The 23,396-nt window shown below is 47.2% G+C and carries 20 protein-coding genes and 1 pseudogene; 10 read left to right on the top strand and 11 right to left on the bottom strand.

Features of this window, described 5'->3' with window-relative positions; genetic code table 11:
* Positions 1-132 precede the first annotated feature (132 nt).
* Both NDA03_RS00205 and NDA03_RS00200 read left to right on the top strand, forming a co-directional pair.
* The gene (locus NDA03_RS00205; protein ID WP_348236961.1) at positions 133-717 is read left to right on the top strand and encodes a hypothetical protein; all 585 of its coding nucleotides are present in this window, start codon (positions 133-135) and stop codon (positions 715-717) included.
* Positions 718-862: 145 nt separating this feature from the next.
* Positions 863-1,642, top strand: a complete 780-nt coding sequence (locus tag NDA03_RS00200; protein WP_348236960.1) for a hypothetical protein — start codon at positions 863-865, stop codon at positions 1,640-1,642.
* Positions 1,643-1,715: 73 nt separating this feature from the next.
* Here the strand turns inward: NDA03_RS00200 and NDA03_RS00195 are convergent, their stop codons facing one another.
* A complete protein-coding gene (locus tag NDA03_RS00195) occupies positions 1,716-2,204 on the bottom strand; it encodes a hypothetical protein (protein ID WP_190413766.1) in 489 nt (162 codons plus the stop codon).
* 89 nt (positions 2,205-2,293) lie between these two features.
* On the opposite strand from NDA03_RS00195, the gene NDA03_RS00190 reads away from it, so the two are divergent.
* A complete protein-coding gene (locus NDA03_RS00190) occupies positions 2,294-2,980 on the top strand; it encodes a polysaccharide deacetylase family protein (RefSeq protein WP_348236959.1) in 687 nt (228 codons plus the stop codon).
* 389 nt (positions 2,981-3,369) lie between these two features.
* On the opposite strand, the gene NDA03_RS00185 is transcribed toward NDA03_RS00190, so the two are convergent.
* Positions 3,370-3,600 carry a hypothetical protein gene (locus NDA03_RS00185; protein WP_348236958.1) on the bottom strand — a complete coding sequence of 77 codons (231 nt, stop codon included), beginning with the start codon at positions 3,598-3,600 and terminating at the stop codon, positions 3,370-3,372.
* 38 nt (positions 3,601-3,638) lie between these two features.
* On the opposite strand from NDA03_RS00185, the gene rpoD reads away from it, so the two are divergent.
* Positions 3,639-4,841 carry an RNA polymerase sigma factor RpoD gene (gene rpoD, locus NDA03_RS00180; RefSeq protein ID WP_190413446.1) on the top strand — a complete coding sequence of 401 codons (1,203 nt, stop codon included), beginning with the start codon at positions 3,639-3,641 and terminating at the stop codon, positions 4,839-4,841.
* Positions 4,842-4,988: 147 nt separating this feature from the next.
* Here rpoD and NDA03_RS00175 read toward each other — a convergent pair.
* Positions 4,989-5,116: pseudogene (locus NDA03_RS00175) on the bottom strand (chlorophyll A-B binding protein).
* A 235-nt stretch (positions 5,117-5,351) separates the two neighbouring features.
* On the opposite strand from NDA03_RS00175, the gene NDA03_RS00170 reads away from it, so the two are divergent.
* The 4 genes from NDA03_RS00170 to NDA03_RS00155 all read left to right on the top strand — a co-directional run bounded on the left by NDA03_RS00170 (position 5,352) and on the right by NDA03_RS00155 (position 12,490).
* Positions 5,352-8,579, top strand: coding sequence for a glycoside hydrolase family 15 protein (locus tag NDA03_RS00170; protein WP_348236957.1), 3,228 nt, complete (start codon positions 5,352-5,354; stop codon positions 8,577-8,579).
* Between the two features lie 282 nt (positions 8,580-8,861).
* Entirely contained in the window at positions 8,862-10,340 is a 1,479-nt protein-coding gene (locus NDA03_RS00165) for an ATP-binding protein (protein ID WP_190526540.1), read from the top strand.
* Positions 10,341-10,618: 278 nt separating this feature from the next.
* Positions 10,619-11,473, top strand: coding sequence for a DUF2267 domain-containing protein (locus NDA03_RS00160; RefSeq protein WP_190413454.1), 855 nt, complete (start codon positions 10,619-10,621; stop codon positions 11,471-11,473).
* A gap of 156 nt (positions 11,474-11,629) precedes the next feature.
* Entirely contained in the window at positions 11,630-12,490 is an 861-nt protein-coding gene (locus NDA03_RS00155) for a hypothetical protein (protein WP_348236956.1), read from the top strand.
* 79 nt (positions 12,491-12,569) lie between these two features.
* On the opposite strand, the gene NDA03_RS00150 is transcribed toward NDA03_RS00155, so the two are convergent.
* Entirely contained in the window at positions 12,570-13,679 is a 1,110-nt protein-coding gene (locus NDA03_RS00150) for a tetratricopeptide repeat protein (RefSeq protein WP_348236955.1), read from the bottom strand.
* Complete coding sequence (locus NDA03_RS00145; RefSeq protein WP_190413460.1) at positions 13,669-14,340, bottom strand: sigma-70 family RNA polymerase sigma factor; 672 nt, start codon at positions 14,338-14,340, stop codon at positions 13,669-13,671. Before NDA03_RS00145 ends, NDA03_RS00150 begins: the two co-directional genes overlap by 11 nt.
* A 461-nt stretch (positions 14,341-14,801) precedes the next feature.
* Here NDA03_RS00145 and NDA03_RS00140 point away from each other — a divergent pair, with 461 nt between their 5' ends.
* Positions 14,802-15,404 carry a glyoxalase-like domain protein gene (locus NDA03_RS00140; RefSeq protein ID WP_190413462.1) on the top strand — a complete coding sequence of 201 codons (603 nt, stop codon included), beginning with the start codon at positions 14,802-14,804 and terminating at the stop codon, positions 15,402-15,404.
* A gap of 329 nt (positions 15,405-15,733) precedes the next feature.
* Here NDA03_RS00140 and lysS read toward each other — a convergent pair whose 3' ends face one another.
* From lysS to tcmP, 3 genes are all read right to left on the bottom strand, one after another.
* Positions 15,734-17,254, bottom strand: coding sequence for a lysine--tRNA ligase (gene lysS / locus NDA03_RS00135; protein WP_348236954.1), 1,521 nt, complete (start codon positions 17,252-17,254; stop codon positions 15,734-15,736).
* Positions 17,255-17,442: 188 nt separating this feature from the next.
* A complete protein-coding gene (locus NDA03_RS00130; RefSeq protein ID WP_190533027.1) occupies positions 17,443-18,471 on the bottom strand; it encodes a radical SAM protein in 1,029 nt (342 codons plus the stop codon).
* A gap of 70 nt (positions 18,472-18,541) precedes the next feature.
* A complete protein-coding gene (tcmP, locus tag NDA03_RS00125; protein WP_348236953.1) occupies positions 18,542-19,840 on the bottom strand; it encodes a three-Cys-motif partner protein TcmP in 1,299 nt (432 codons plus the stop codon).
* A gap of 189 nt (positions 19,841-20,029) precedes the next feature.
* On the opposite strand from tcmP, the gene NDA03_RS00120 reads away from it, so the two are divergent.
* Entirely contained in the window at positions 20,030-20,158 is a 129-nt protein-coding gene (locus NDA03_RS00120; RefSeq protein ID WP_277881905.1) for a hypothetical protein, read from the top strand.
* A gap of 158 nt (positions 20,159-20,316) precedes the next feature.
* Here the strand turns inward: NDA03_RS00120 and NDA03_RS00115 are convergent, their stop codons facing one another.
* From NDA03_RS00115 to NDA03_RS00105, 3 genes are all read right to left on the bottom strand, one after another.
* Complete coding sequence (locus tag NDA03_RS00115; RefSeq protein ID WP_348236952.1) at positions 20,317-21,189, bottom strand: alpha/beta hydrolase; 873 nt, start codon at positions 21,187-21,189, stop codon at positions 20,317-20,319.
* Between the two features lie 61 nt (positions 21,190-21,250).
* Positions 21,251-22,732 carry an FAD-dependent monooxygenase gene (locus NDA03_RS00110; RefSeq protein WP_348236951.1) on the bottom strand — a complete coding sequence of 494 codons (1,482 nt, stop codon included), beginning with the start codon at positions 22,730-22,732 and terminating at the stop codon, positions 21,251-21,253.
* Between the two features lie 36 nt (positions 22,733-22,768).
* Complete coding sequence (locus tag NDA03_RS00105) at positions 22,769-23,389, bottom strand: cytochrome b N-terminal domain-containing protein (protein ID WP_348236950.1); 621 nt, start codon at positions 23,387-23,389, stop codon at positions 22,769-22,771.
* Positions 23,390-23,396 lie beyond the last annotated feature (7 nt).

Raw genomic sequence — 23,396 nt, 5'->3', positions numbered from 1 at the left:
TGAATGAACAGAGGGGGGGTTAGTAGCTTCAGGTCGTCACTCCCAAGTGATAGCTCCGTCAAGTCTGGAGATATCTGTGTCGGAGTAATAAACGGCGATCCAGTTCTTGAAAAAGTACATTCACAGAACGTTATGGCAAAGCAATGCAGTCTTCCGTGGGATGAAATCAGCGACTTTAACGCATCCGCATCCGCACCAACAATTGAGTCGATCGATGCGTCCACCGTTGTCGCTTCTCCTAGCGCGGAGCCGGCTAGCGCTGACTCCGGCTTCCCCTTAAATAAGGGAACCTGCGTTCGCCTCAACATGGAAGACTTGAAATGCTTTGACGTGGTGGAGCGCCAGTTTCAGCAATGGGGTCTCACGTTTAGAAACGCGATCGCTCTCCATCCCTCCAACCCCGCTTTCCCCCCTCGATCTGGCACCACCGTCCTCATGGGTGCCCCTAAAAACGGCTTGATAGAAATTTCCTTTGAGTTTCCGGTTCGCTTTGTCAGCGGCTTTGTCACCAGTTCTCAGCGAACAATTTTATCTGCCTACGACCAGCAAAACCAACTCCTGGGGCGCTCGGAGTTGACAGAACCAAATCTAGCCGGAACGGATTCCAATATTCCTCCGAACACTCAGCTGAGCGTCGCAGTACCAAATATCTATCGGATCACCTTCTACGCTTTTGATGGCTGTCTGACCGTCGATGACTTGAGCTTTGGTTTGTGAGCGGTCATCGGTCATTGGTTCGTAGTCATTGGTCAACTTGCTAAAACGAAGGACGAATGACTACGGGCTACGAGCTTAGGACTAAAAGGTATTACGATAGTTAACTCGTTAGGTATAATCTATCTGACTTAAGCAGGAAACTTTCGTGGCACAGGCGTCGTCTTGGCGACAACAACTCGTAAACCAGATCCAATTGGCTCTGTCGCAGAAACAATTAAAAATGCCAGTCCTCAAGCTGTTTCCCCGGCACCCAAGTCAGGGATCGGGCAGCTGGCTGGTGGTGAGCGCCGTTGTGGTGGTGATGCTGTTCTGGAACTGGAAGCTCCTACTGGCTACCGGCGCTGGTGTGTTGGTAATGTTGCTGGTTTACCTGATGCAGGAGTGGGACTGGCAAGTACACTGGTCAAGCCTGCAACGGTTTTTTAGTGGCTCCAACCGGCAATTAACGCTTGCCGTTGGCAGTGGCGGCATTGCTAGCCTCAGCACTTACATGGCAGTTTCCATCTGGGTAGACTCCGACAGTCCCTGGATTGCCGCTGGTGCAATTCTTCAAGGTCTGGGCACTCTGGCAACTCTAATCCTCTTGGTCTGGCAAATTATTAGCCGTCAACTAAATCGGGATGAAGCTAACCTGAACCATTGGTTAACGGAGCTGACGCAGGTAGACCCCCTGAAGCGTCTGATTGCGGTTCGCCGACTTTGTGCCTTAGTCACAGAGGCTCGGTTAGAGCGGGAGCATCGACGTAGTGTTGCCGAATACTTTCGGCTGATGCTGAATCAAGAACCGGAAGCGGCGATCCGAGATGCGGTTCTCGATGGTCTGCAAGCATTGGAGAGTAACCAGCCGTTAATTAAGGGTAGTCAACCGTTAAAGACGCCTGTTGTTTTGAAACGCTCTGTGGCTAAAGTCCGCAGGAAGAATTAAGCAGGGGGGCAGAGGAGCCGAAAGACAGGGAAGCGATCGCCCCCGCCTTAATTTTTGCTTTTTAATATCTCTTTTAATTCTCAAACTTGGGTTCCGCTTTCTCCACAGAGGAATCATTGACTCCTAGCGTCAGCTCTAAAGGCGTTTGGGAAGGATATGCCTTGACAACCTCTCGATAGACATCGTAATTCGTCGGCAAGGTAACACTCTGCCCGTTGCTGCGATAAGTAATTTGGTAATTCACATCTCGCAAAATCTCTGGCTGGCTTGCCTTTTCGGCAGGTTGCAGTCGCTGTTCAATTTCATCAAGCGTGGGTCGTGGTGGCAGTGCAGACCACCAAAGTTCCCGTTCGTCGGGGCCAATTACCGCGCCTTCTGGCTTCTCCCCATTGCGGTTGAGTAAGGAAGTAGAGCCAAAAGTTTCGATTCGCTCTTGATTGCGACCCGGATTAGTCGAGTAACCGACTTTCCAAGTTAAAGTTGTCCGGGCGGTTGCTTCATACTGGTTAGTGGTTACGGTGCTGCACCCAGAGAGAGCAAATAAAAGAGAAGCTCCCGCCAGTATGGCAAAACATGGGCTTTGTTGTTTAAATTGACCTTTGAGACTCACCGTCTGTTGACACCCATTAGAAAAACGACATCAAAGAGCAAATGCAGCTAGCTCCGCTATTTCCTATTGTGTACCGAATTCTTCAGCCTGCCTTTCCCCGTTGTCTGTGGTCGGGTATTGGAAATTCACGAGCGATCGCCCTCACGTTTGATGATGGCCCCCATCCCCAATACACTCCCGAACTCTTGAAAGTGCTAGACCACTACGGCATACCCGCCAGTTTTTTTTGGCTGGGTGTTTGCGTTAACCGCGCACCAGCGACTGCGAAAGAAGTCTACCGGCGGGGTCACTGGCTTGGGCTACATGGGTACGATCATCGCGCTTTTCCCAAGCTGAGTCCAGCTGACCTCAAACAAAGTATGGAACAGACACAGCAGGCGATCCAACACGCCTGTCAACTCGATCCACGATTTATTCGTGACGTTCGACCCCCCAATGGTTTGTTTACACCCCAGACCTTAGATTTATTGCAGCAGTGGAACTATCGACCTGTCATGTGGAGCGTGGTGCCGGAAGACTGGGTACAGCCTGGGGTTAGCGTCGTCGTACAGCGAGTTTTGCGGCAAGTCCAAAATGGTTCGGTCATTGTTTTGCATGATGGCTATTATGGAGGTCAAGATGTGGCTGAAACGACCGCCCAGTTAGTGCCTAAACTATTGCAGCAAGGATATCAATTTGTTACCATCGATGCGCTGTGGCAGCAAAGTCAGTTGACCTCTTTAACCTAAATACGAAATATATTGATGTTTTCTCTGTCACATTTTGGCTCTTGTTGATTAGAATGACGGAATAGAATTCAGCCATTTGTCGCAACCCATCGCCCATCAAGCGTCAGTAGGATAGAGTTGCATTTAAGCAAAATGCGAAATCAAGCAATATTTTCTCTATTTTTGCCTAAACGTTCATTACTGCTTAGTGCTACTCTCCCCAAACCTTTGACGCTTAACTATAGGCTATTTATAGAAAGACAGCGCTCAACTGGCTGGAGGCATCACCAAATCAACCAGCGAGTGTTGCTGGTAAATCCTGTACAAGCTAGTTGAAGGAGATGAGATCGGAGTGGGTGTATCAATTCCAATCGGATTATCCATTGGGAAAAGCCGCCTTGACATTAACTTCATATTTGAAGGTTTAAATAAACCAAAAGCGTGCAAGTTTTGTGAGAAAGGCTACAATCGGAAAGGTTTTGAACACTACCAGCATTAACACCTATTTCAACGCGGTTATCTAACGCTGGCGTTGCACGCAAGCGCATTCTCTCTTTTCTCTCATTGAGCCAGTCAGCAAGCGTTGAAAGCTGGCAAGGTAAACGACTGGCTAACTTGTTTTGTAGATTAACTAACACCATCTTCTGGTCTTTAACTGAAGGAGCATGAGGAATTCGGCATGACCCAGGCCAACGACGTACTCGAAATCATCACTCCGCCTGAGAGCGAGTTGGATCTCTTAATTGATGAAGACGCGGATCAAGACGACTTTGTAGACGTAACGCCCGATGAAGACGAAGGTAAGCCTGGTAAGGTCAGTAGATCCCGTCGTCGGGTGCAAACGAAAAAGAAACACTACACTGAGGATTCGATTCGTCTCTATTTACAAGAAATTGGTCGGATTCGTCTCTTAAGAGCCGATGAAGAAATTGAACTCGCACGCAAGATAGCCGACTTACTAGAATTAGAGCGTTTGCGCGAGCAACTGATCGAAAATCTGGAGCGGGAACCGCAGGATATAGAGTGGGCTGAGGGAGTGCTGAAATCTGAGCGAGTCTGGGAACAACTCGCTACTCAGCTAGGGCGAGAACCCCAACAAGAAGAGTGGTCTAAAGAGGTGAAGAAGCGCCTACCAGCGTTCCGACATCGCCTCTATGTAGGTCGCCGCGCTAAAGACAAAATGGTGCAGTCAAACCTGCGTTTGGTGGTTTCGATTGCCAAAAAATATATGAATCGAGGCTTATCCTTCCAAGACTTGATTCAGGAAGGCAGTCTAGGCTTAATTCGAGCCGCTGAAAAATTTGACCACGAAAAAGGTTACAAATTTTCCACCTATGCAACGTGGTGGATTCGTCAGGCAATCACGAGAGCGATCGCAGATCAATCTCGCACCATTCGACTACCCGTTCACCTGTACGAAACCATTTCTCGGATCAAGAAAACAACGAAGCTTCTATCTCAAGAAATGGGTCGCAAACCCACTGAAGAAGAAATCGCTACTCGTATGGAAATGACCATTGAGAAACTGCGATTCATTGCTAAATCAGCTCAGTTACCCATTTCTCTAGAAACTCCCATCGGTAAAGAAGAAGACTCCCGTCTGGGTGACTTCATCGAAGCAGATGGTGAAACCCCCGAAGATCAAGTTTCTAAAAACCTCCTCCGGGAAGATCTAGAAAGCGTCCTCGACACCCTCAGCCCCCGCGAACGGGATGTGCTGCGTCTGCGCTACGGTTTGGATGATGGACGCATGAAAACTCTTGAAGAAATCGGTCAAATCTTCAACGTTACCCGCGAACGGATTCGTCAAATTGAAGCGAAAGCTCTCCGCAAGTTGCGGCATCCCAATCGCAACAGTATTCTCAAAGAATACATTCGCTAGACAATCCTTTTTAGCGAGATAAATAATAGTAGGGGCGGGTTTCTTTACCTGCCCCTACTATTATTTGGGAAACAAAAAAACCGGGAGTTCCTAGATAAACTCCCAGCGAGCTTTTGAAATTGACCAAATTTATAAAACTGAAATATATTACATCAGACCCCAAAAATGAAGCACGCCTTGACCCGTGGTGAGTTCAATCATCATGGCAAGGCAATGAAAAAGCTGATCATTGCTAGACGCCCATTCCAATTTTCAGCTTGGGGCGTAAAGCCAATCTTGGTTGCATCGTTGCGGTCTTGAGTTTGCCTAGTCTTAACTCCATAAAATAAACTTTTGTTACCATCTGTACAAGAATGTAACTAAAGAATTGTAAACGCGCAGCAATCTGCTTCGCGAGGCAGATGAATTTTAGCTTTGGTGCGAAAATAAAAAGCACTTGGGCTGGATTTCTGACACTCTCTTCGTTTTGCCGGGGACGACCCCCAGCACCCCTCTCTTTAGGAGAATGATATGTTGCTAAACGCCTCACAACCGCTAAGCGATCGCCTAGACGATTACTACCACCAGATCAAGGCTGTCATTCTCAACCGTCAAAATCCGATTACGGGTCTGTTGCCCGCCAGTACTGCAATTAACGCCCACGGCGACTACACCGATGCCTGGGTACGCGACAACGTTTACAGCATTCTCGCCGTTTGGGGATTGGCGCTAGCTTACCGCAAAGTCGATGAAGATAAGGGGCGCACCTACGAGCTAGAACAAAGCGTCGTCAAGCTGATGCGGGGGCTGTTGTTCTGTATGATGCGACAGAGCCACAAAGTTGAGCAATTCAAACAAAGCCAATCCCTCCTAGACTGCCTACACGCCAAGTACAACACCAGCACGGGTGATGTCGTAGTCGGCGATGACGCTTGGGGACACTTGCAGTTAGATGCGACTTCGCTGTTTCTGCTGATGCTGGCTCAGATGACGGCATCGGGGTTACATATCATCTACGCCATTGACGAAGTCAACTTTGTCCAAAATCTGGTCTATTACATTGGCAGAACTTACAGAACCCCCGATTATGGCATTTGGGAGCGGGGAAATAAGATAAACCGGGGGAATCCAGAACTAAATGCCAGTTCGGTCGGGATGGCAAAAGCCGCTTTAGAAGCAATAAGCGGACTGGATTTATTCGGAGTGCGCGGTTCTCAGGCTTCTGTAATTCATGTGCTGCCGGATGAAATTGCTCGCGCTCGTATGACCCTGAAATCCCTGTTACCAAGGGAATCTAGCTCCAAAGAAGTGGATGCGGCTAGCTTGAGCGTCATTAGTTTCCCAGCCTTTGCGGTGGAAAATATGGAGCTGATGGAACGCACCCGGCAGAAAATCATCGACAAATTGGAGGGACGCTACGGGTGCAAACGCTTTTTGCGAGATGGACACCAAACTGTTTTGGAAGATACCAGCCGCTTGCACTACGAACCTTGGGAATTGCAGCAATTTGAGCATATTGAGTGCGAATGGCCTTTATTTTTCACCTACCTGGTTCTGGATGGCTTGTTTCGAGGAGACATGGAACAAGTTAAGGACTATCAAGAGTGCCTGGAGTTTCTGCTGATTGAGCAGGACGGTTTGCGGCTGCTACCGGAGCTTTATTATGTCCCGGCGGAAAAGATTGAGGCGGAGAGACAGAACCCCCACACCCAACCGCGCCTGCCAAATGAAAATATCCCCTTGGTGTGGGCGCAAAGTTTGTACCTGCTAGGAGAAATGCTGAGTGAAAAGTTAATTGCTGTGGGGGATATTGACCCACTGGGACGGCACCTTAGTGTCGGTCGGGAAGGAAACCCGATGGTACAAATTGCGCTGCTGGCAGAAGATGAAAAATTGCAGGCTGAATTAGCAGTTCACGGCATTGCAACCCAGACGCCGCAACAACTGGAGCCGATTCAGGTGCGTCAAGCAACAGAACTCTCAGCGGTTTATACCCAAATTGGGCGGAACGACAAGCTGGGACTCACGGGCAGACCCGTGCGTCGGTTGCGGACTTTAACAACATCGAGGATTTTTCGCATCCGGAGCGAGACGATTGTCTTCTTACCGTCATTTTTGGATCAACAGCAGTTTTACCTGACCCTTGACTACCATTTCTTAGTTGCTGAAATTCAGAGCGAACTTGCTTATATTCAGCGCAATTGGTTTGAGCTAGGGCGTCCTACGATGACGTTGTTGCTGACCCACGCAATGCTGGAAACCGGCTCAGAGGCGCTTCTAGAACTGATGCAGGAGCTAAAAGATGGTTTATGCAATGGGGTTCGAGTGAAATTGGGGCGGCTGAATCAGCTGATGCTGACATCTGGGACACAACGAATTGATTTTCTACACGACTTTGAGTTTACCCAATCGCCGGTTCAAGATGCCGCGACACGACGGTACTACCTGACCAGCCATCCCGATAAAAATTGGCCGCTGGGTAATACTCAAGAATTTATGCTGGAGTGCGAAACCAATTTGGGGTTATTGCTCTCTAGCCTGCGGGAGTCGGAAAACATCTACGAACAAATCGAGTTGTTGCATACCTTGGTGCGGTTGCAGGGATTGGATTTTGATACCGGCTTTGGAGGTCCAGGACAGCGAGTGACAGTGGCGGATTTGCTGGATGAAGTTTACACCAAGGCAGGCACCAGCGAAGCGTCCCCCCACTGGACGGTGGTACGTCATGCCGCTGGGTTACTGAATAAGGTTGATATTGGCTTATCGGATGCGGTGACGGATATCCTGGTGCGGGGCAAGCAGATTACGGTGGGCAAGGCGTATACTGAGGCGTCGCTGATGGCACGCCCGATGTCTTATACAGAAATTATGGACAAGATCCGCGAGTTCTGTGGGGAGGATATTCGCGATCGCGTCTTCACTCAAGAAATCCTAATTTACCTAGGTCTGCTGATCAAGGGGGAACCTCAGCTATTTGATGGTTTGCTGACGCTGCGGGTGGGATATTTGATCCTGCTATTGACTAGCGAATTAGCGCACGAGTTGCGCCTGACTCAGGATGAAGCTTACGAACACTTGATGCAGTTAAGTCCTTTTGAAGTGAGAATGCGGCTGCGCCAAGTATTGGCTGGGTATGAGGGGATGAATCAAGTGCTGCGTCAGCAAGAATCCTTACACGTCAAACAGCAGGAACAGGAGATTGAGTGGGTGGTGCCGGTGGAACCCGATGAGGAAGAGGCACCCACTGCTGGGGGTTGGTTGCGACAGCGACAACTAGATGGGGCACTCAATCGAGTACCGAAAGATTTTTATCCCAGCGTTTGGAGATTGCTGAAACACTGCAAAGGTGTAGTAATTGGGGATAAGCTAGAGCGTCGCAATCGTTTGGATAGCCATTTGATTTTGTCAGAAATGACGCCAGGGGAAAAGAATTTTGCTCTGCGAATCGAGCATTTACTCAATAAAATACAGGCACCGGAATACCGAAAGGTAAATATTGAGGCATTAATGGAATTGGCAGCGATCGCTCAAGCGAATCCAGAGTTACAAGTAGAAGAATATATTGTGCTAGATGTGCTAATTGGTCATGCCGTACGCTTGGCTTGGTTGGACAAATTTCCAGAACGAGCAGATCGCTATGACGAGTACAAAGCCGCCGCATGGCGTGCTTTTTACGACACTTCTCCCAGAGATTGTGCGAGTTCTATTGTCAAGGCGTTCCGCTTCCTGACTCAATTTGGGCAACGCAGTGCTGCTTAAAGTTGCTTAGATTGAATATTTGAAACGCAAAGGTACGCTAAGGAAAACGCAAAGGTACGCGAAGTTAGATTGATTTCTCTCCGTATCTTTGTGTAAAAAGTAGATATTAGCGTTGAAGTTATATGCTTAATTTTTTCGCTAATTTAATATCATCGAAGTTGGGAAAGGCAGGCGCTTAAGAGGATAGCGATTATAGTAAAATTTTACCCCTAGCTACGCTTACCGACTAGCAACGTTTGGGTGAGTTGCCAGAATAGCATTGGCAAAAGATTGAGTTAATTTATGTTTCAAGCTACTCGTCGGCGATTAGCTATTTGGTACACGGCTGTTACAGCGGTACTGCTACTGCTATTTGCTACTGGGGTTTATTTGTATGTCCGCAACACGCTGATTGAGCGCGTGGATGACACGCTCAATCATGTAGTGGAAGTGGTGCAGCGATCGCTCGTGATTGAAACCGCCCCGAATGGCAGTTCATCCGTCAACGTCGAAGCCAGTTTTCGCAACGATGCAGAAGCCGCTGAAGACGACCACATCGACCTAGAGTGGTTTAGCCCCACAGGTGAATTACTCTGGTCAACTCTCTCCGAACCTTTAGATATTCCCATTCATCTCAACCGCACTGGTGAAACCGTGCCGGTTGTTCGGGCTTCCTGGCAAGGGATATTAGACTCGGAATTTTGGTCTTCGACCAGGGAGGCAACGAAGGACTCCAAGCTGCTTTTGCGACAGGTGACGCAACGAGTGCAAATGGGGCGTCAGGTACTAGGATATCTGCGGGTCAGCCATCCTTGGTTTGAGGTTGCCAAACCGACTCGCTTGTTGATGGTTGATTTGATTTTTGGCACCGGACTAATGTTGATTTCTGTGGCGACTAGCGGCTGGTGGCTTTCCGGTTTGGCGATGGAACCCGTGAGAGAGTCCTACCAACGGCTTAAACAATTCACAGCTGACGCCTCCCACGAACTGCGGAACCCGATTGCCATGATTCAAACGAATGTGCAGGTGGCGCTGGACGATCCCGACCTGATAGCGGCATCTGGGGCGGCACCTATCCATTACCGACAACAGCTGAAGGTTGTAGAACGGCTAACCAGGCGTTTAGGGCGTTTGGTGGACGATCTGCTATTTCTGGCGCGGCAGGATAGTGGCATGAAACAACGCACTTGGGTTCAAGTTCACCTTGATGCCTTGTTGATGGAGGTGATTGAAGAACAACAGCTAGTCGCTGCGGAGAAAGGTGTCAAGCTATCTCTCGATTTTGGATTGCCAATTTTAAATATGGGAATGATTGAGGAAGAAAATCTCCCCTCTCAAATCCCAAATCCCAAATTTGAAGAGGATGCCTTTGCTATTGAAGGTGACTGGGATCAGCTGGCGCGTCTCTTCACAAATCTGGTTAGTAACGCCCTGCAATACACTCCAGCAGGGGGTAAAGTTGATGTGACATTGCAATGGATCGATACCATGAATCGCCTCGCCACGAAACGCCACGGGATGCCCCATCTGCAAGTCAGAGTCAGCGACACTGGCATCGGCATTCCAGAGTCGGCACTGCCCCACATTTTCGACCGATTCTATCGAGTCGATCCAGCCAGAACTCATATCGCGGGAAATACAACGGTAACGGGATCTGGATTAGGGTTAGCGATCGCGCAGGCAATTGTTGAAACTCACCAAGGTCATATCCAGATTGAAAGTATTCTCCATCAAGGTACAACCGTTACCGTCACTTTACCGGCAGCCACAGAAGAATATTAGCAAAAACAAATTCATTCATCTTTCATCCCCTTCCTCATCCTTCCGAAGACTCTACTTTAGAAATGCTTCCCCTGGCAGATGCAGGGATCAAGCTTGACCTACTAATTTCTTGAATAGCGGCTAAGGCAATTTAGCCAAATTTAGACCCAAAAGTGGTTTTAAAACTCTCTTTGAGTTTCAATTGCTCTACTCGTTATATACGAGTCCTTTCTTATGGAAAGTTTAGGGCAAAGCGCCGCGTTTACTAAATCCGACATTCAAAATATAAGGAGATTCTGATGACAATACCCTTAAGAGAAGATGTTGCTTACATTTTACTCAAAAAAATTCACGAAGGTGACAGCGAACCGGGTAAGCATGAAGTAGCCTTCACGGCGGCAGACTTCGCTGGTAGACAAGTCACAGAAACCGACTTGATGGGGCATCTTGATTATTTAAATCAAAAGCAGTATATCGATGCTGAATTTACTGGCAATGCTTACGCTAATCAGGAAGATACCACGGATGTCGTTAATCCGAAAGAGTTCGACTTCCGCATTGCCAATTCCTACGATCCCTCTGATGGTTTAGCACCTCATCTAATTAAATTTAAAAGTGCCAGACTGACCGAAAAAGGGCAACGCCTGTTGGAAAAAATGGAGGAAAACCCGCCAGCAGCCCTTAAGGAAGGTCCTGTGGTTCCCATTGCCACAAAAGATATGCCCTTCCTAGAGAAAGTGATGTTCAGGGGCGAACTGGAAGATATCTTTGATGCTAGAGATATCAGTGAGGTTGTGTTCCGTACCATGCGGGATATGATGACGAATGAAGCCGCCGATCGGGTGACTTCTGAACTGCATGAACCAGTAGAACCGACAGAAGATAAGGCGCTGCAAAACGAAATTGCTGACTTGTGGCAGGATACCAATCCAATTGTCCATTTCCTTAGCCGGATTCGTCCTCCCCTGATCATTAAGGCTGATACTTTTCTATTCCGGATTCGCCAAGAAGCAGGTTTGCCGCAAGGGGTAGAACCAGAAATGGCAATTAAGGCTGTGTTCTCGGCGACAAAAGATGAATTGTCCGAAGAACGGATTCAGGAAATTGCTGGCTTCTTACCCGACAAAATTAGAGAACTCTGGGAGCAAGCCTAACTTTTTGAAAAAGGCAAAAGTAAAAAGAGCAAATTCTTTACTTTCGCCTTTTACTGACTAGAATTTAAATCTTTTTTTGCTGCCCGACGAGTACCAAATTGCTGAAGTCGGGCAGTATAAATGCTTTTAAAAAACTGAATTAAAGGAGAATCAATAATGATTCACAAACATCAGCCAATCAAAAAAACATTAGCGTTAGCAGGCGCGATTTGTGGGAGTTTGCTCTTTGGCTTACCAGCGCTGGCTCAGATGAACTCGGCTCCAGGGGAGATCGACCAACCGCGCGATACTCGCGATCGCCTGATGCAACCCCCCGCTAGTGGAGAGGGCATGATGCAACCCCCCGCTAGTGGAGAGGGCATGATGCAACCACCCGCAAGTGGCGATCGCATGATGCAACCGCCTGCAAGTGGCGATCGCATCATGCAAAATAACTCCACTCCTAACAATGTCAACCAATTGCAGAATAACGCTCAGGGTGCTTCGCCGCTAAATCCTTGTCCTAGCATTTTCTACGAATCTAGATACATTCAAGCGGGCATTCGTCCTCCCGCAGGTTGCCCAGCCGCTCCGCCACTCCAGCCAGGTTCTGCGACTGAGACAACATCCCCAGCGCCGCCAAGACCGGGCGCTGAGATGGCACCGCCGACACAACCCGGTGCTGTGATTCAAGCACCAGCCCCAGAACAGCTACAATCTCCCGCTTCTAACGTTATGCCCATGAACGGGATGGTGAATGTCAGGCTGATCAACCAAACCGGCGATCCCATTACTTACCAGGTGCTGGGCGATACAAATCAGCGAAGACTACCGGGTAGAGATAATATTACGCTCCAAGGCTTGAAAACCCCTGTAAATCTGACCTTTCAACGTCCGAATGGGGCACTGTTGAGAGTCGTTCCCCAAACATCAGGCGAACAAGGAATGTTAGAGGTGGTTTTGGAAGAAACAACGGATCTCAGTGTTGACAAAAATGCTATGACTATTCAGGAAAACGGGAATGTCTTGCTGAACTAACCGTTTTAATATTTCCATAATTAGAAATGTAGGGATGCAAAGCTTTGCATCCCTACATTTCTCTTTTGATTCAAACGCTTTATCTAATCCGAATTTGAGCCAAATTGTTGAGCAAAAGTGCTTCTTCCTGCTCATCCCCAAGGGTACGCGCCAAAACGATCGCTCGTTGGTAGAAGGTCCGGGCCGTTACTGGGTTGCCGCTGACCTGATAAAGTTGAGCAAATAACCTGAGTGATTCTAGTTCTTGCCGCAAATTTTGCGATTCCTGAGCCAAGGTTAAGCGGCGATCGAGCAGTTCAAAACCCTCCTGATACTGCCTAAGCTTGCTGTAGACGACCAGCAGACCATCAATCGCTCGATATTGAGTTGAGCGATCGCGTGTTTGCCGACCCAATCTCAGTGCCCCACGGTATGAAATCTGGGCATCCCGATATTGATTGAGTGCCAGATAAGCATCTCCCAAATTATTCACTGTATTCGCCTCGCCCAGCGGGTCTTTCCCCCGACGCCGAAAAATCAAGGCTTCTTCGTAACGTTTAATCGCTTGCAAATAATCGCCGCTATTTGCCGCCGCCAATCCTAGATTACTTAGCGACAGTCCTTCCCCGGCTTGGCTGTTGATGCTTTGGGCAATTGCCAGTGCTTCAGAAAAGCTTGCTGAAGCCGCCTGCACGGCACCTCGTTGCAGCAAAACGGTGCCGACGTTATTTAAGCCATAAATCTGCCCCTGGAAGTCTGGTTCGTCGCGGGCAACCGCCAACCGGCGTCGCAGGGCATCTTCCGCCTCAAAGTAGCGTCCCAAGCGGGCGTAAGTAAGGCCTAAATAATCGTATGTCTGACCGATTGCCCGCCGATCGCCTATTTGTTGGTAAATATCCAGTGCTTGTATCCAGTAAGGAATTGCTTTTGCTAGGTTTCCTCTCTGTTCCTCCTGTGCGCCCAATCGCAGCAGTCGGTCAGCATCTTCCCTCGCATATCCTTGGGTGCCATTGTTCAAGGGGATACTGAGTTGTTGGTCAATACTAACGGCTTTGGCACTGCTCGGCAAGTAAAAAGTAAACAGTAAAAAGATAAAAGAAACAGAAAAGAATCTCAATTTATTAGCATTGTTCTCTTTTATTTTTTGTGCCCTATTTTTGCCTAGTTTGGCGAATGCTGCAAACAACCACCCTCGCTCCTCATAACTCATAGCTAATCGCTCCACTTGCCTCTTGCTTCTCACCTTTTTGTTGCTTAGCTGCTCCTACCAGATAAATTGTGCGAATATCCTCTGGTAAAGAAGCTTCTAACAGTTGATACCCTTCTTGGAGCTTGACTTGAACCTGTGCGGGAGAAATTGTTTCTCCCTCTGCCTGGAGATAAGCGGCAATCCGTGTATGACTCCAGTTAAAGGTCTGCGCCATCAGCACCATCAATCGCAGCATCGGCGGGAATCGCTCCAACGCTTGTTCGACATAACACCACAGGGGCGGGGAAGCCGCTTGTAGGTTGTAATGAATTGACTCCACGGGTGGCAATTCTGCCTGGTTGATACATACAGCAGTAATGTTGATCAGCCAGTTCTGGAACGTTAGCATCCCAGTCCCGCTAACATCGCGCAAATCCAGTCCGCCTAGCTCAAAGTAGATGTGCCGCCAGGTGAGGGCGAAGAGGTAGTCTGCTTGTACAGGCGATCGCGCCAAATGCTGAATCAGGGTATAAACAATCGGACTATAGCGACTGAAAAGCGCTACGAAGAAGCGCCCCTGCTCCGGATGGCGCTGAAACAAAGTCAGTAATTCCTGATCGCTGTAATGAAACAGCGATTTGACAATCGGATGATTGCTTTCAGGGAAATGAGGAATTTGCACGATTTTGAATCACTTACTGGAGTCATTCTATCCAGGAACGATCCCTAATATATCTAGTGTTTTCAGGAATGGAAATGATACTTGTATTTTTAGTCGGTGGGAAGAGTGCCAATCGCCCTTTATTTTTTTAGCTGCTTTGAGGGCTTCACTGCGATGGATTGAATAGCGATCGCGCTCAACAAACTCGCATCCTTCTGATTATCTTTCTCATTTTGTAAAGGCAAGATACCCGACTTCATAGAGAAATCGGGTATCTGAAATCGTAGCGATCGCCTTGTCTCAGTATCGAGCTAGATGACTTGCTGCGTCAGTTTTATTAACTTCGGCAGACTTGCAGAGTATTTTAGAGACTCGTTTAAGCTTGATAGAATTAAATAGCGCTCTTGACTGGTTTACAGTCAAAGTGTTATGTGCAACCGTAAGTTTAGTTTTCAATAGAGTTCTTCAAGCCTTGTAGGTTCATGGTTCTAGCAGCAATTGATACGATTTCTCTTCTGCCTCAGCTCGTTCATTTAGGTGCTTTTTTCCCTGAATTACCTCTAGATGGTCTCTTGTCTACTCAAGGCATCATGGTGATGCTCTTGGCAGCCTACGCCGGTGCTATGTGGATGTTTCTCACCAGCGCCCCAAAAGTCCATACCGTCATGGTGTCCGATTTAGACACAGCGCGACAGTTTTATGAAGGCTTGCTAGATTTGCCAGTTGCAGAAGTGCCGTTGCACTACTACTACAACTATGAGCAAACATTGGGAGCTACCGCCATCGATCCGCTTTATCTCTCACCCACGTTGGGAGGAAGCACCGCTACCCAAAAGCTGAATGGTACGGAAGGTTTATGGTATCAGCTCAAGAAGAACACCCAACTGCACGTAATTTCTGGAGCCAGCTTGGGAAAGAAAAACCAGCAACGGCACGTTTGTTTTGACCACGATTGTTTAGAAATGGTGCTGATGCGGGTGCAAATGCGGGGCGTCAAGCACAAAATTCGCCGCGACAAACCATTGAATTTTTTGGTAAAAGATTTGGACGGTCGCGTGATTGAAATGGCAGAAGTGTCGAATTAGCGATATTGACCTCTTTCCAACCCTGCCTATTTCTCCTTAACCCTCCCCTTGTAGGGGCTACTGTGTATACACAAGTCGGCAGACCTCTCCCCAAACCCCTCTCCGACACGGAGAGGGGCTTTGAATATTGCTCCCCTTCCCTCGTAGGGAAGGGGTTGGGGGTTAGGTCTGGGAGCGTGGGAGAGAAAAACAAGTCACTTGTGTATACACGGTAGCTTGTAGGGAAGGGAAAAGGAAAAATGTTTGTTACTGGGAAAGAACAGGAAGAAATTTTTGGATTTTTTGGTTCTTTTTAATTCTCCCCTTCCATAGTCGGGAAGGGGCAGGGGTTAGGTTGATTCTGGGGGAGCGTCGGATTTTTCGGGTTTGAGGAGAGGGAAAGCGATCGCATCCCGAATGCTGGCACAATCGGTTAGCAGCATCACTAAGCGGTCAATTCCAATCCCTAAACCACCTGTCGGCGGCATTCCATACTCCAGCGCTGTCAGGAAATCTTCATCAACGCCTTGCGCTTCCAAGTCTCCCGCCGCCTTCCGCGCCGCTTGCGCTTCCAGTCGTTGCCGCTGATCGATAGGATCGGTTAATTCTGAGAAACTATTTGCCGTCTCCCGTCCGACGATAAATAGCTCAAATCGCTCTACCAATCCTGGTTTCGAGCGATGCGGCTTAGCCAGGGGAGAAATTTCCACCGGATAATCCAGCACAAACGTCGGCTGAGTCAGATTCGGTTCGCATTTTTGCTCAAAGGCTTCGTTAAGGATTTTGCCAATCGATTCGCATTCTTGTGCGCCTCCGATACCTGCCTCACTTGCTGCTGCTTTCGCGGCTTCCAGCGTTGGGAAAGCCGTAAAATCGACACCAGTTTGCTCCTTCACTAAGTCGTGCATGGTGACGCGACGCCAAGGCGGTGTTAAATTAATCGGCTCGCCTTGATAAGTAATTTCCAGCGTCCCCAGCACCTCTTGCGCCACAGTGGTAATAATTCCCTCCGTCAGCGCCATCATGTCCTGATAGTCGGCGTAGGCTTGATAAACTTCAATCGTGGTGAATTCGGGATTGTGGCGAGTAGAAATCCCCTCATTCCGGAAAATCCGCCCCAGTTCAAACACCTTCTCAAATCCACCCACAATTAGCCGCTTCAGATGGAGTTCTGTGGCAATCCGCAGATACAACTCCATATCCAGCGTGTTGTGATAGGTGATGAAAGGACGCGCATCCGCACCACCAGCTTCTCCTTGTAACACTGGCGTTTCAATTTCAATAAAGCCGAGTTTATCCAAATAGCGGCGAATTCCGGCGGTAATCAGAGCGCGGCGGCGGAAGGTTTCCCGCACTTCCGGATTGACAATCAAATCCACATAACGCTGACGGTAGCGCTTAGCTACATCCGTCAATCCATGCCACTTATCCGGTAAAGGCAGCAGCGACTTGGTGAGAATCGCGTACTGCTTGACGTAAACCGATAGCTCACCCTTTTCCGTGCGTTTAACTGTCCCCTTGGCTCCCAGAATATCCCCGGCATCTGTTAGATCCTTTAGGTGTTTAAAGGCATCCGGGACATCCGCCATCCCTTCATCGATTCTTTTCTTCTCCAGATACAGCTGAATCGAGCCAGTTTCGTCTTGCAAGGTAAAGAAGGCAAGTTTGCCGAAGACGCGACGCGCCATAATGCGTCCAGCAATGGCGACTTCTACTTCAACTTCTTCACCGCTTGGCAAATCTGCGTATTTTTCCTGCAATTGAGCCGCATGGTGGCTGGATTCCCACTGGTAAGCATAGGGATTCATTCCCAGTTGCTTGAGCTGTTCGACTTTCTCTAACCGCGTGGCGCGGATATCATCTGAGGACATGGTAAGGAACTTTTAGGGGCAATCTTTGATTTTAGATGCTCTAGGCAAGTCTGTTAACTATTGTGACTTCTTTTTGCGGTGGAGGATGGAGGGGCGCGATCGCTCGCTACTTTATGCCAAATGGCTTTTCTAAGGCAGTCACTTAAGAAAAACTGAGAGCAGAAGTGAAAGTTATCTGCTGATTATTCTCAGGGAACGGTAACGATATTTTTTGATGACTTTTTGCGGCTGGCCGAAGTAGATTTCGCTTTGGATGGTAAGTCTGTCACACTGTCATCCCATTTTTCCACGGTTGGCTTATACAACCAATGCTCTAACTTAGCGTCCTCAACATACCCTCTCAATTCAGGATCGGGCCAAATATGAAGCCGATCAATACATCCTATCTCTTTGGCAGCTGCTTCAATTTCTTCCCATTGTGTTTTGAAGCGTTCCGCCCATGAGTGTCTAGTCATAATTGAACTGGCAAATTCTAATCCTGCTGCTACCATCCGTTTTCCATTAGTCCCACGAGCATTGATGGGTTCCCAAAAGATAACTTCTGGCTCAAATTGCATGATTTTTTCAAAGTACCTTTTAAAGTCATCTAAAGCCATTTTTGGAGGAGTAGGAGCAGCTGCAACATACAACCGACACTCAGCTTGATGACCTTTCACAAAAGCTTTATAGCGTTCAGAAGGCGGAGGTGCGTGAGGTTCAATCTTGCTACTGAGTTCATCATCTAGGTATGGGAGGCTCATACCAACAATCACATTGGGATGTTTGAGAATGTCGAGGTCATTTACCCATAAAGGACTACGAGTTAGAATTCTGACTCGTTTGTTATGCCTCAATAGAGCTTCAACAGCACCACGAGTTACACTTGCAGTCTGCTTGTTTTGATATGGATCTGTGCCTGAACAGAGTAGAACTACACCTCTACCTTCTGGTGTTTCGTGCCAAGACTTTTTACGGCTTAGGGTTTTTTCTAGCCGCTCAGGTATCTCTTCACGGATAAAAAGATACTGTCCCCAGTCCATCTGAGGATCAGTTACTCCTTTTTCCCGAAGCTCTGCTTGCCTTGTCCGAATTGCAGGAGTCGAAGGTACATAACAAAAAGTGCATCCATGTAAACAACCTGATGCTACATTGATTACATAATCACAAAGTCCTTTCTTGTTAAGCGCACTTTTCTGAAGTGGATTAACTATTTTTTCGCTTCCTTTTACAATAGACATATGGCATACCAAGAGTAAACTTTAAGATTATCCTGACATTTATATTTCCCTCGAAACTTTAAATTAATCCTCAAAATAAATATATTTGCTTGTTACCAGTTCCTCTAATTATATCACTGTTCTGCAATTCTATTTTTTCGCCCCTTATAATTTTACCTTTTCTTACAACTTCAATTTCTTTATCTCTTCTTAATCTATTAAAATAATACTCATAATGCTTTTTATTAGCTGGATTTTGTTGCATAGTATCATTGCAAATCTGGCGAAATTGAGTTCCTTCATAATTACTACGGATCAGTTGACCTATCTCGCGATCTAGTGTTTCTATGCAAGCGTTATGACTATCAATGGTACCTTCTATGTAAAAATCTAATTTTGGAGATTGTTTATAATGATCTACAGTTTTTAATCCAAAACCATAAACTTCAAATTCAAATAAATGACACAAGTTGTTATACTTCCATAAAGTGTCTTTCATAACCTGTAATGCTGTTAAATTTTGAGAGAAATGCATAAGGTAATATATAACTACGATATACCCTTTTGGTATAAGAGAAAATGTGTGTGCATATTTAGCCTTGCCCTTTTCTCTGAATAATCTTAAAGATTCATTTCTAAGGTAACGTTGCTCAGCAGGTTCATCTAGACTTTTTAAATTTACTGATTCATAATATCCATCTGCTTCCAAAATTCTGTTAAAGGTGGCTGTATCTCTTCCATGCTTACCAATAACAAATCTTTTAAGATCCCTTATCATATAGGTATAAAGTATTTCCGAACCAGTAATAGAATTTATAAGTCTAATACTAGCCATAGAAATATCAGTCCACCCAAAGGGGTCGAGTAGAAAGAATGAGTGACCCTTACGAGCACTTACAGTAAAAACACACCAATTTACTAAATCCTCAAATTCGCCACACCTAAATTCGCATTTTTCGACTAATAAACTTTCAAATTCATCACACTTAAATTCATGTGATAAGGAATCTACTAAATTACCAAACCCCGCTTTTGGCATAGAATAATTTCTTAGGCAATCCAAGTGATCTTGTTTATTATCTATAAAAATAAAATTTACATTTAGTGGATACTGACGCCTTGACTTCTTATACCCTTCTCGAACAGCTTTAATAATTCTTAGGGGAGAACCTTGCCATTCGGTATTGTTATCTTTATCGTCATACATACCACCACCACAGAATCCGTCGATAAAAGTAAACGTTGTTTCGCCATACCTACCTTTTCCATAAAGCGTAATAATTAGATTTTCAATATACTCTTCAAGAATTTGATGCTTCGCTTTGGTATGAGTGTCTAGGGGATGTATATAGCTCCCATCAGCACTCCACTTTGCTTGCGAACCACTCATTTTAATTATCTCCACAAAAAATTGGTAATTTTACTATCTTGCCAGACTACTAGCTAAGGTGTTACAGATGCACCGTCTAACAAGGGAAATTTGCCGAATTTGAGAAAGCTGCCGCTTGTTCTATGTCAATGTTTACGTGCTAAACGTGATAGTGCCTCTCTTGTAGTATTCCCATCCGCTGTTGAGAAATTGCATCCAGGCACACCAAGATTACAGGCTAACTTTTATAGTAAAGCGATCGCATCCTTCCTCATCCACTACAACAACGCGATCGCATTTTCCCCACATCGCCAGGAAAGTGCGATCGCTGTTAGATGAAGACTAAGGTAAGATTATTAATAGATTGGCAATCTGTCGCTTTGAGGCTGGAGCTGCTTAGAATTTAAAAAGCAGCTTCAGCCTCTTGATTGGCACCTTGAAAGCTAATATCAGCAATAAAGTGAGCCAATCTTAAAAGTTGCAGAATAAACTATCGCTCAGATGTTGGTAGCGGCAAGGAACTCTCGCATATATTGAGTGACCAGTTGCGGTTTCTCTTGCTGTACCCAATGGCTAGAGTCGGGAATGTATTTAATCGTAAAATCTTTGACATACGCTTCAGTTCCGTAAGTCAGTTCTTTACCAAGTGCAGTATCTTGCTCTCCCCAAATCATTAGGGTAGGAACTTGGAGAATACTCCAATCTTGACTGAGCATTCTCTGCTGAAAAAGATTGCGATAATAGTTCAGGCTGGCTGTCAGGGCACCGGGTTTTGCAGCAGCTTGTTTATAGGCATCCAGATCGGCTTTGGTGAAGGCATTCTTATTAACAGCCATACCCGTGATAGCCGTTTCAATGGATTGGTAATCGAAGGATTGTAAGAGAAATTCTGGTAGCCACGGTAGCTGAAAAAAGAAAATATAGGAACTGCGTAACAGTTGTTGAGGATTACGCATATTTTCGGCAAATTTGGCAGGGTGAGGCAGATTTAGCACAATCAACTTGTCTACCATCGTGGGATATGAGTAGGCAAAATTCCAAGCGATCGCGCCCCCCCAGTCATGACCCACCAGCACGCAGCTAGAGTATCCGAGTCCCTGAATTACCCCTTCAACATCTTTAATAAATTCATCCATCACATAAGCCGATTGGTCTGCTGGCTTATCGCTGTCGTTATAACCGCGCAAGTCGAGGGCGACGACTTTATAATCTTTGGCAAATTCGGGGATTAGATGCCGCCAGGAGTACCAAAATTCCGGGAACCCATGCAGCATCAGCATCAAAGGGCCTTCTCCCTGGGTGACGTAGTGCAGCTTAATTCCGTTGCTGGTTATATATTCGTGCTTCCAAGAACCCTCTAGGACAGACATAGATACCTCCTTTGCTGTTTTAGTGATGGGATTGGCAATTCATCGCCGATGCGGACACTATTCAGGTTAACGAATCAACAGCAGAAGACGGCAGCTTCGGAAGAGATAGTTCATTAGCATTCGGTTGATCTTGCGGACGCCGATTGATGAACTGCTTTAGCACTTGCACTAAGATACGAGGCTGAAAAAAGGCCGTTGGTGGTTTCAGCAGGTGCAGCACTTCTATCAAAACTTTGAATGCTAAGGGACTCTCAACCGTGATTAACCTCACACGATCCAGATACCGTTGCATCAATCGGGTCCTTAGATCGGGTTGACCGCCCTCGGTTGTAGGCCAGCGGAAATCCTCACCTGTCGCCATCAGCCAAGGGATATGATTCACTTTTGCCAGTTGCTTTTGAAAGCGCCGCGTTAAACCCGTTAAATCGTCTTGAGAGTGACGCTGAAATTGCTCTTTCAAGCACTCCTCCAGCGTTAACGCAGCCATCGCCGCGGCGGTCATACCTTGACCGTAGATAGGATTGAAGGAACAGACGGCATCACCTAAGACGACAAAGTTTTCTGGCAATCTGGATTGTTCGTAGTGACGCAGGCGGTTTTCTGTGCCGCGATGACAGTAGATGGGTGAAATCGGTTGGGCTTGTTTGACCACTTCGTAGAGAATGGGCGATCGCAAGCTGCGGGCAAATTCCAAAAAGCCAGCTTCGTCGCTGGGTGGATAGTCTCGACCCACGCCAGCTAAGGTGAGAACAAAAGCGTCACCCTCACAGGGATAAAGCAGCCCACCGCGAGAGTTTTCCCCTGGTTTAGACCACACCACGATGGATTTCCAATCGCTTTGGAAATCCGCTGGGCGCTGATACCAACGGCTGGCGTAGCCTAAAAAGGAGTTAATGACTGTCTCTTGAGGCGGTGTGTAACCTAATGCCTTTATCCACTCAGGGGTTTTGGAATTCCGTCCAGTTGCATCCACGACCAGATCGGCTGGTAGAGACGCGGAATTTTGCGTCTCTACATCTGCGGCGCTAGTGTTTTGCCCGTGGTGGTGAAATTGCACCTGTACGCCCGTTACCTTAGTTTTGCTGGTGTCGGACAACAACTCGGTTGCTTGGCTTTCTTCCAGAATGCGTACATTGCTGTAAGCAGCCAGTCGGCGGCGAATCATCCACTCCAGCAGGTTCCGACTACAGGCACGAGTCACCAGACCGGAGGGAAAGCGGGGTGCCCAGCCGCCAAAATCTAGCATGGGACAGTCTAACGTCCAGTCCAAAGCAGTAGCGCCAGCAGCCGCTAATTCAGTACCTAACCCAGGAAACAGTTGCTCTAAAATCTGCTGCCCCCGCAACAGCAGAACGTGAGCTTGGTGGGCTTGGAGTACCCCTCGGCGCGTCTCTGGTTTGTCTGGGATGCGATCGCGTTCAATAATCGTCACTTGATCAAAGCGTTCGGCAAGCACTCGCGCTGCCAGTAGCCCAGCCATACTGCCACCGATGACAATGGCTTGTCTATTGCTGCCAACCGCCAGTTGGTGAGGGACGGACATAGACGTTTGAGTTTTTTTGGGTGATTTAGATGTATGTCAGCTTAATTTTGCTTCTGATTCTATCAGCGTCTGCTTCTCTTCTTTTTCTTGTAGCAATAGTCCTCCGAGATGAATCACTGCCAGAATCAGTGCCCCAATTGAAAGAATGTAACTATGCAACGTGTACAAATGGGCAACTGTTACCGTATTGATGGCTCCACCCCCCGTGAGGATTTCTCGGAGTAGGGAACCAATTCCAGGGACGGCTTCTACTGTGCCTAATTCGATGGTGAAACGCCAGTACCCTAACTGTGTCCAATCGAGAAGCATGGCAGTCCAACCAAGCGCGATCGCTACCAAAGTTAATAAAATTCCGCTAATCCAAGCGGTCAGCCAGCTTCGGCGAAATTTTTCACCGAGAAACATCACAACAATCGCTATCAGAGAAGCCCCGATCAATCCATTTCCAGCAATCTCATGGAGACGCTGAATTAGCCAACCATTGGGAATCTCTGATTTGATTTCCGTCAAGGAATTATAGGCTCCACCTGCGGTCGGTTCGTAGTAGAAAGATAGAAGAATTCCGGTGATGGCTGCTGTCAGGCTCAAAGACAAAATTGCTACAGCCAAAATAGTAGCCAGTCGTCGAAGTACAAAAGCGTACTGCACATTGTTCATGGCTAAC

This window comes from Trichocoleus sp. Lan (genome assembly GCF_039961855.1).
GTDB lineage: Bacteria > Cyanobacteriota > Cyanobacteriia > Cyanobacteriales > FACHB-T130 > FACHB-T130.
Note: the sequence above shows the minus strand (reverse complement) of the source record. Positions and strands in the feature narration are given on the sequence as shown.

Coding starts and splice junctions, on each gene's coding strand:
- NDA03_RS00205 (WP_348236961.1), top strand. CDS start 133: ATGGCAAAGCAATGCAGTCTTCCGTGGGATGAAATCAGCGACTTTAAC.
- NDA03_RS00190 (WP_348236959.1), top strand. CDS start 2,294: ATGCAGCTAGCTCCGCTATTTCCTATTGTGTACCGAATTCTTCAGCCT.
- NDA03_RS00185 (WP_348236958.1), bottom strand. CDS start 3,600: ATGGTGTTAGTTAATCTACAAAACAAGTTAGCCAGTCGTTTACCTTGC.
- rpoD (WP_190413446.1), top strand. CDS start 3,639: ATGACCCAGGCCAACGACGTACTCGAAATCATCACTCCGCCTGAGAGC.
- NDA03_RS00170 (WP_348236957.1), top strand. CDS start 5,352: ATGTTGCTAAACGCCTCACAACCGCTAAGCGATCGCCTAGACGATTAC.
- NDA03_RS00165 (WP_190526540.1), top strand. CDS start 8,862: ATGTTTCAAGCTACTCGTCGGCGATTAGCTATTTGGTACACGGCTGTT.
- NDA03_RS00160 (WP_190413454.1), top strand. CDS start 10,619: ATGACAATACCCTTAAGAGAAGATGTTGCTTACATTTTACTCAAAAAA.
- NDA03_RS00155 (WP_348236956.1), top strand. CDS start 11,630: ATGATTCACAAACATCAGCCAATCAAAAAAACATTAGCGTTAGCAGGC.
- NDA03_RS00150 (WP_348236955.1), bottom strand. CDS start 13,679: ATGAGTTATGAGGAGCGAGGGTGGTTGTTTGCAGCATTCGCCAAACTA.
- NDA03_RS00140 (WP_190413462.1), top strand. CDS start 14,802: ATGGTTCTAGCAGCAATTGATACGATTTCTCTTCTGCCTCAGCTCGTT.
- lysS (WP_348236954.1), bottom strand. CDS start 17,254: ATGTCCTCAGATGATATCCGCGCCACGCGGTTAGAGAAAGTCGAACAG.
- NDA03_RS00130 (WP_190533027.1), bottom strand. CDS start 18,471: ATGTCTATTGTAAAAGGAAGCGAAAAAATAGTTAATCCACTTCAGAAA.
- tcmP (WP_348236953.1), bottom strand. CDS start 19,840: ATGAGTGGTTCGCAAGCAAAGTGGAGTGCTGATGGGAGCTATATACAT.
- NDA03_RS00115 (WP_348236952.1), bottom strand. CDS start 21,189: ATGTCTGTCCTAGAGGGTTCTTGGAAGCACGAATATATAACCAGCAAC.
- NDA03_RS00110 (WP_348236951.1), bottom strand. CDS start 22,732: ATGTCCGTCCCTCACCAACTGGCGGTTGGCAGCAATAGACAAGCCATT.
- NDA03_RS00105 (WP_348236950.1), bottom strand. CDS start 23,389: ATGAACAATGTGCAGTACGCTTTTGTACTTCGACGACTGGCTACTATT.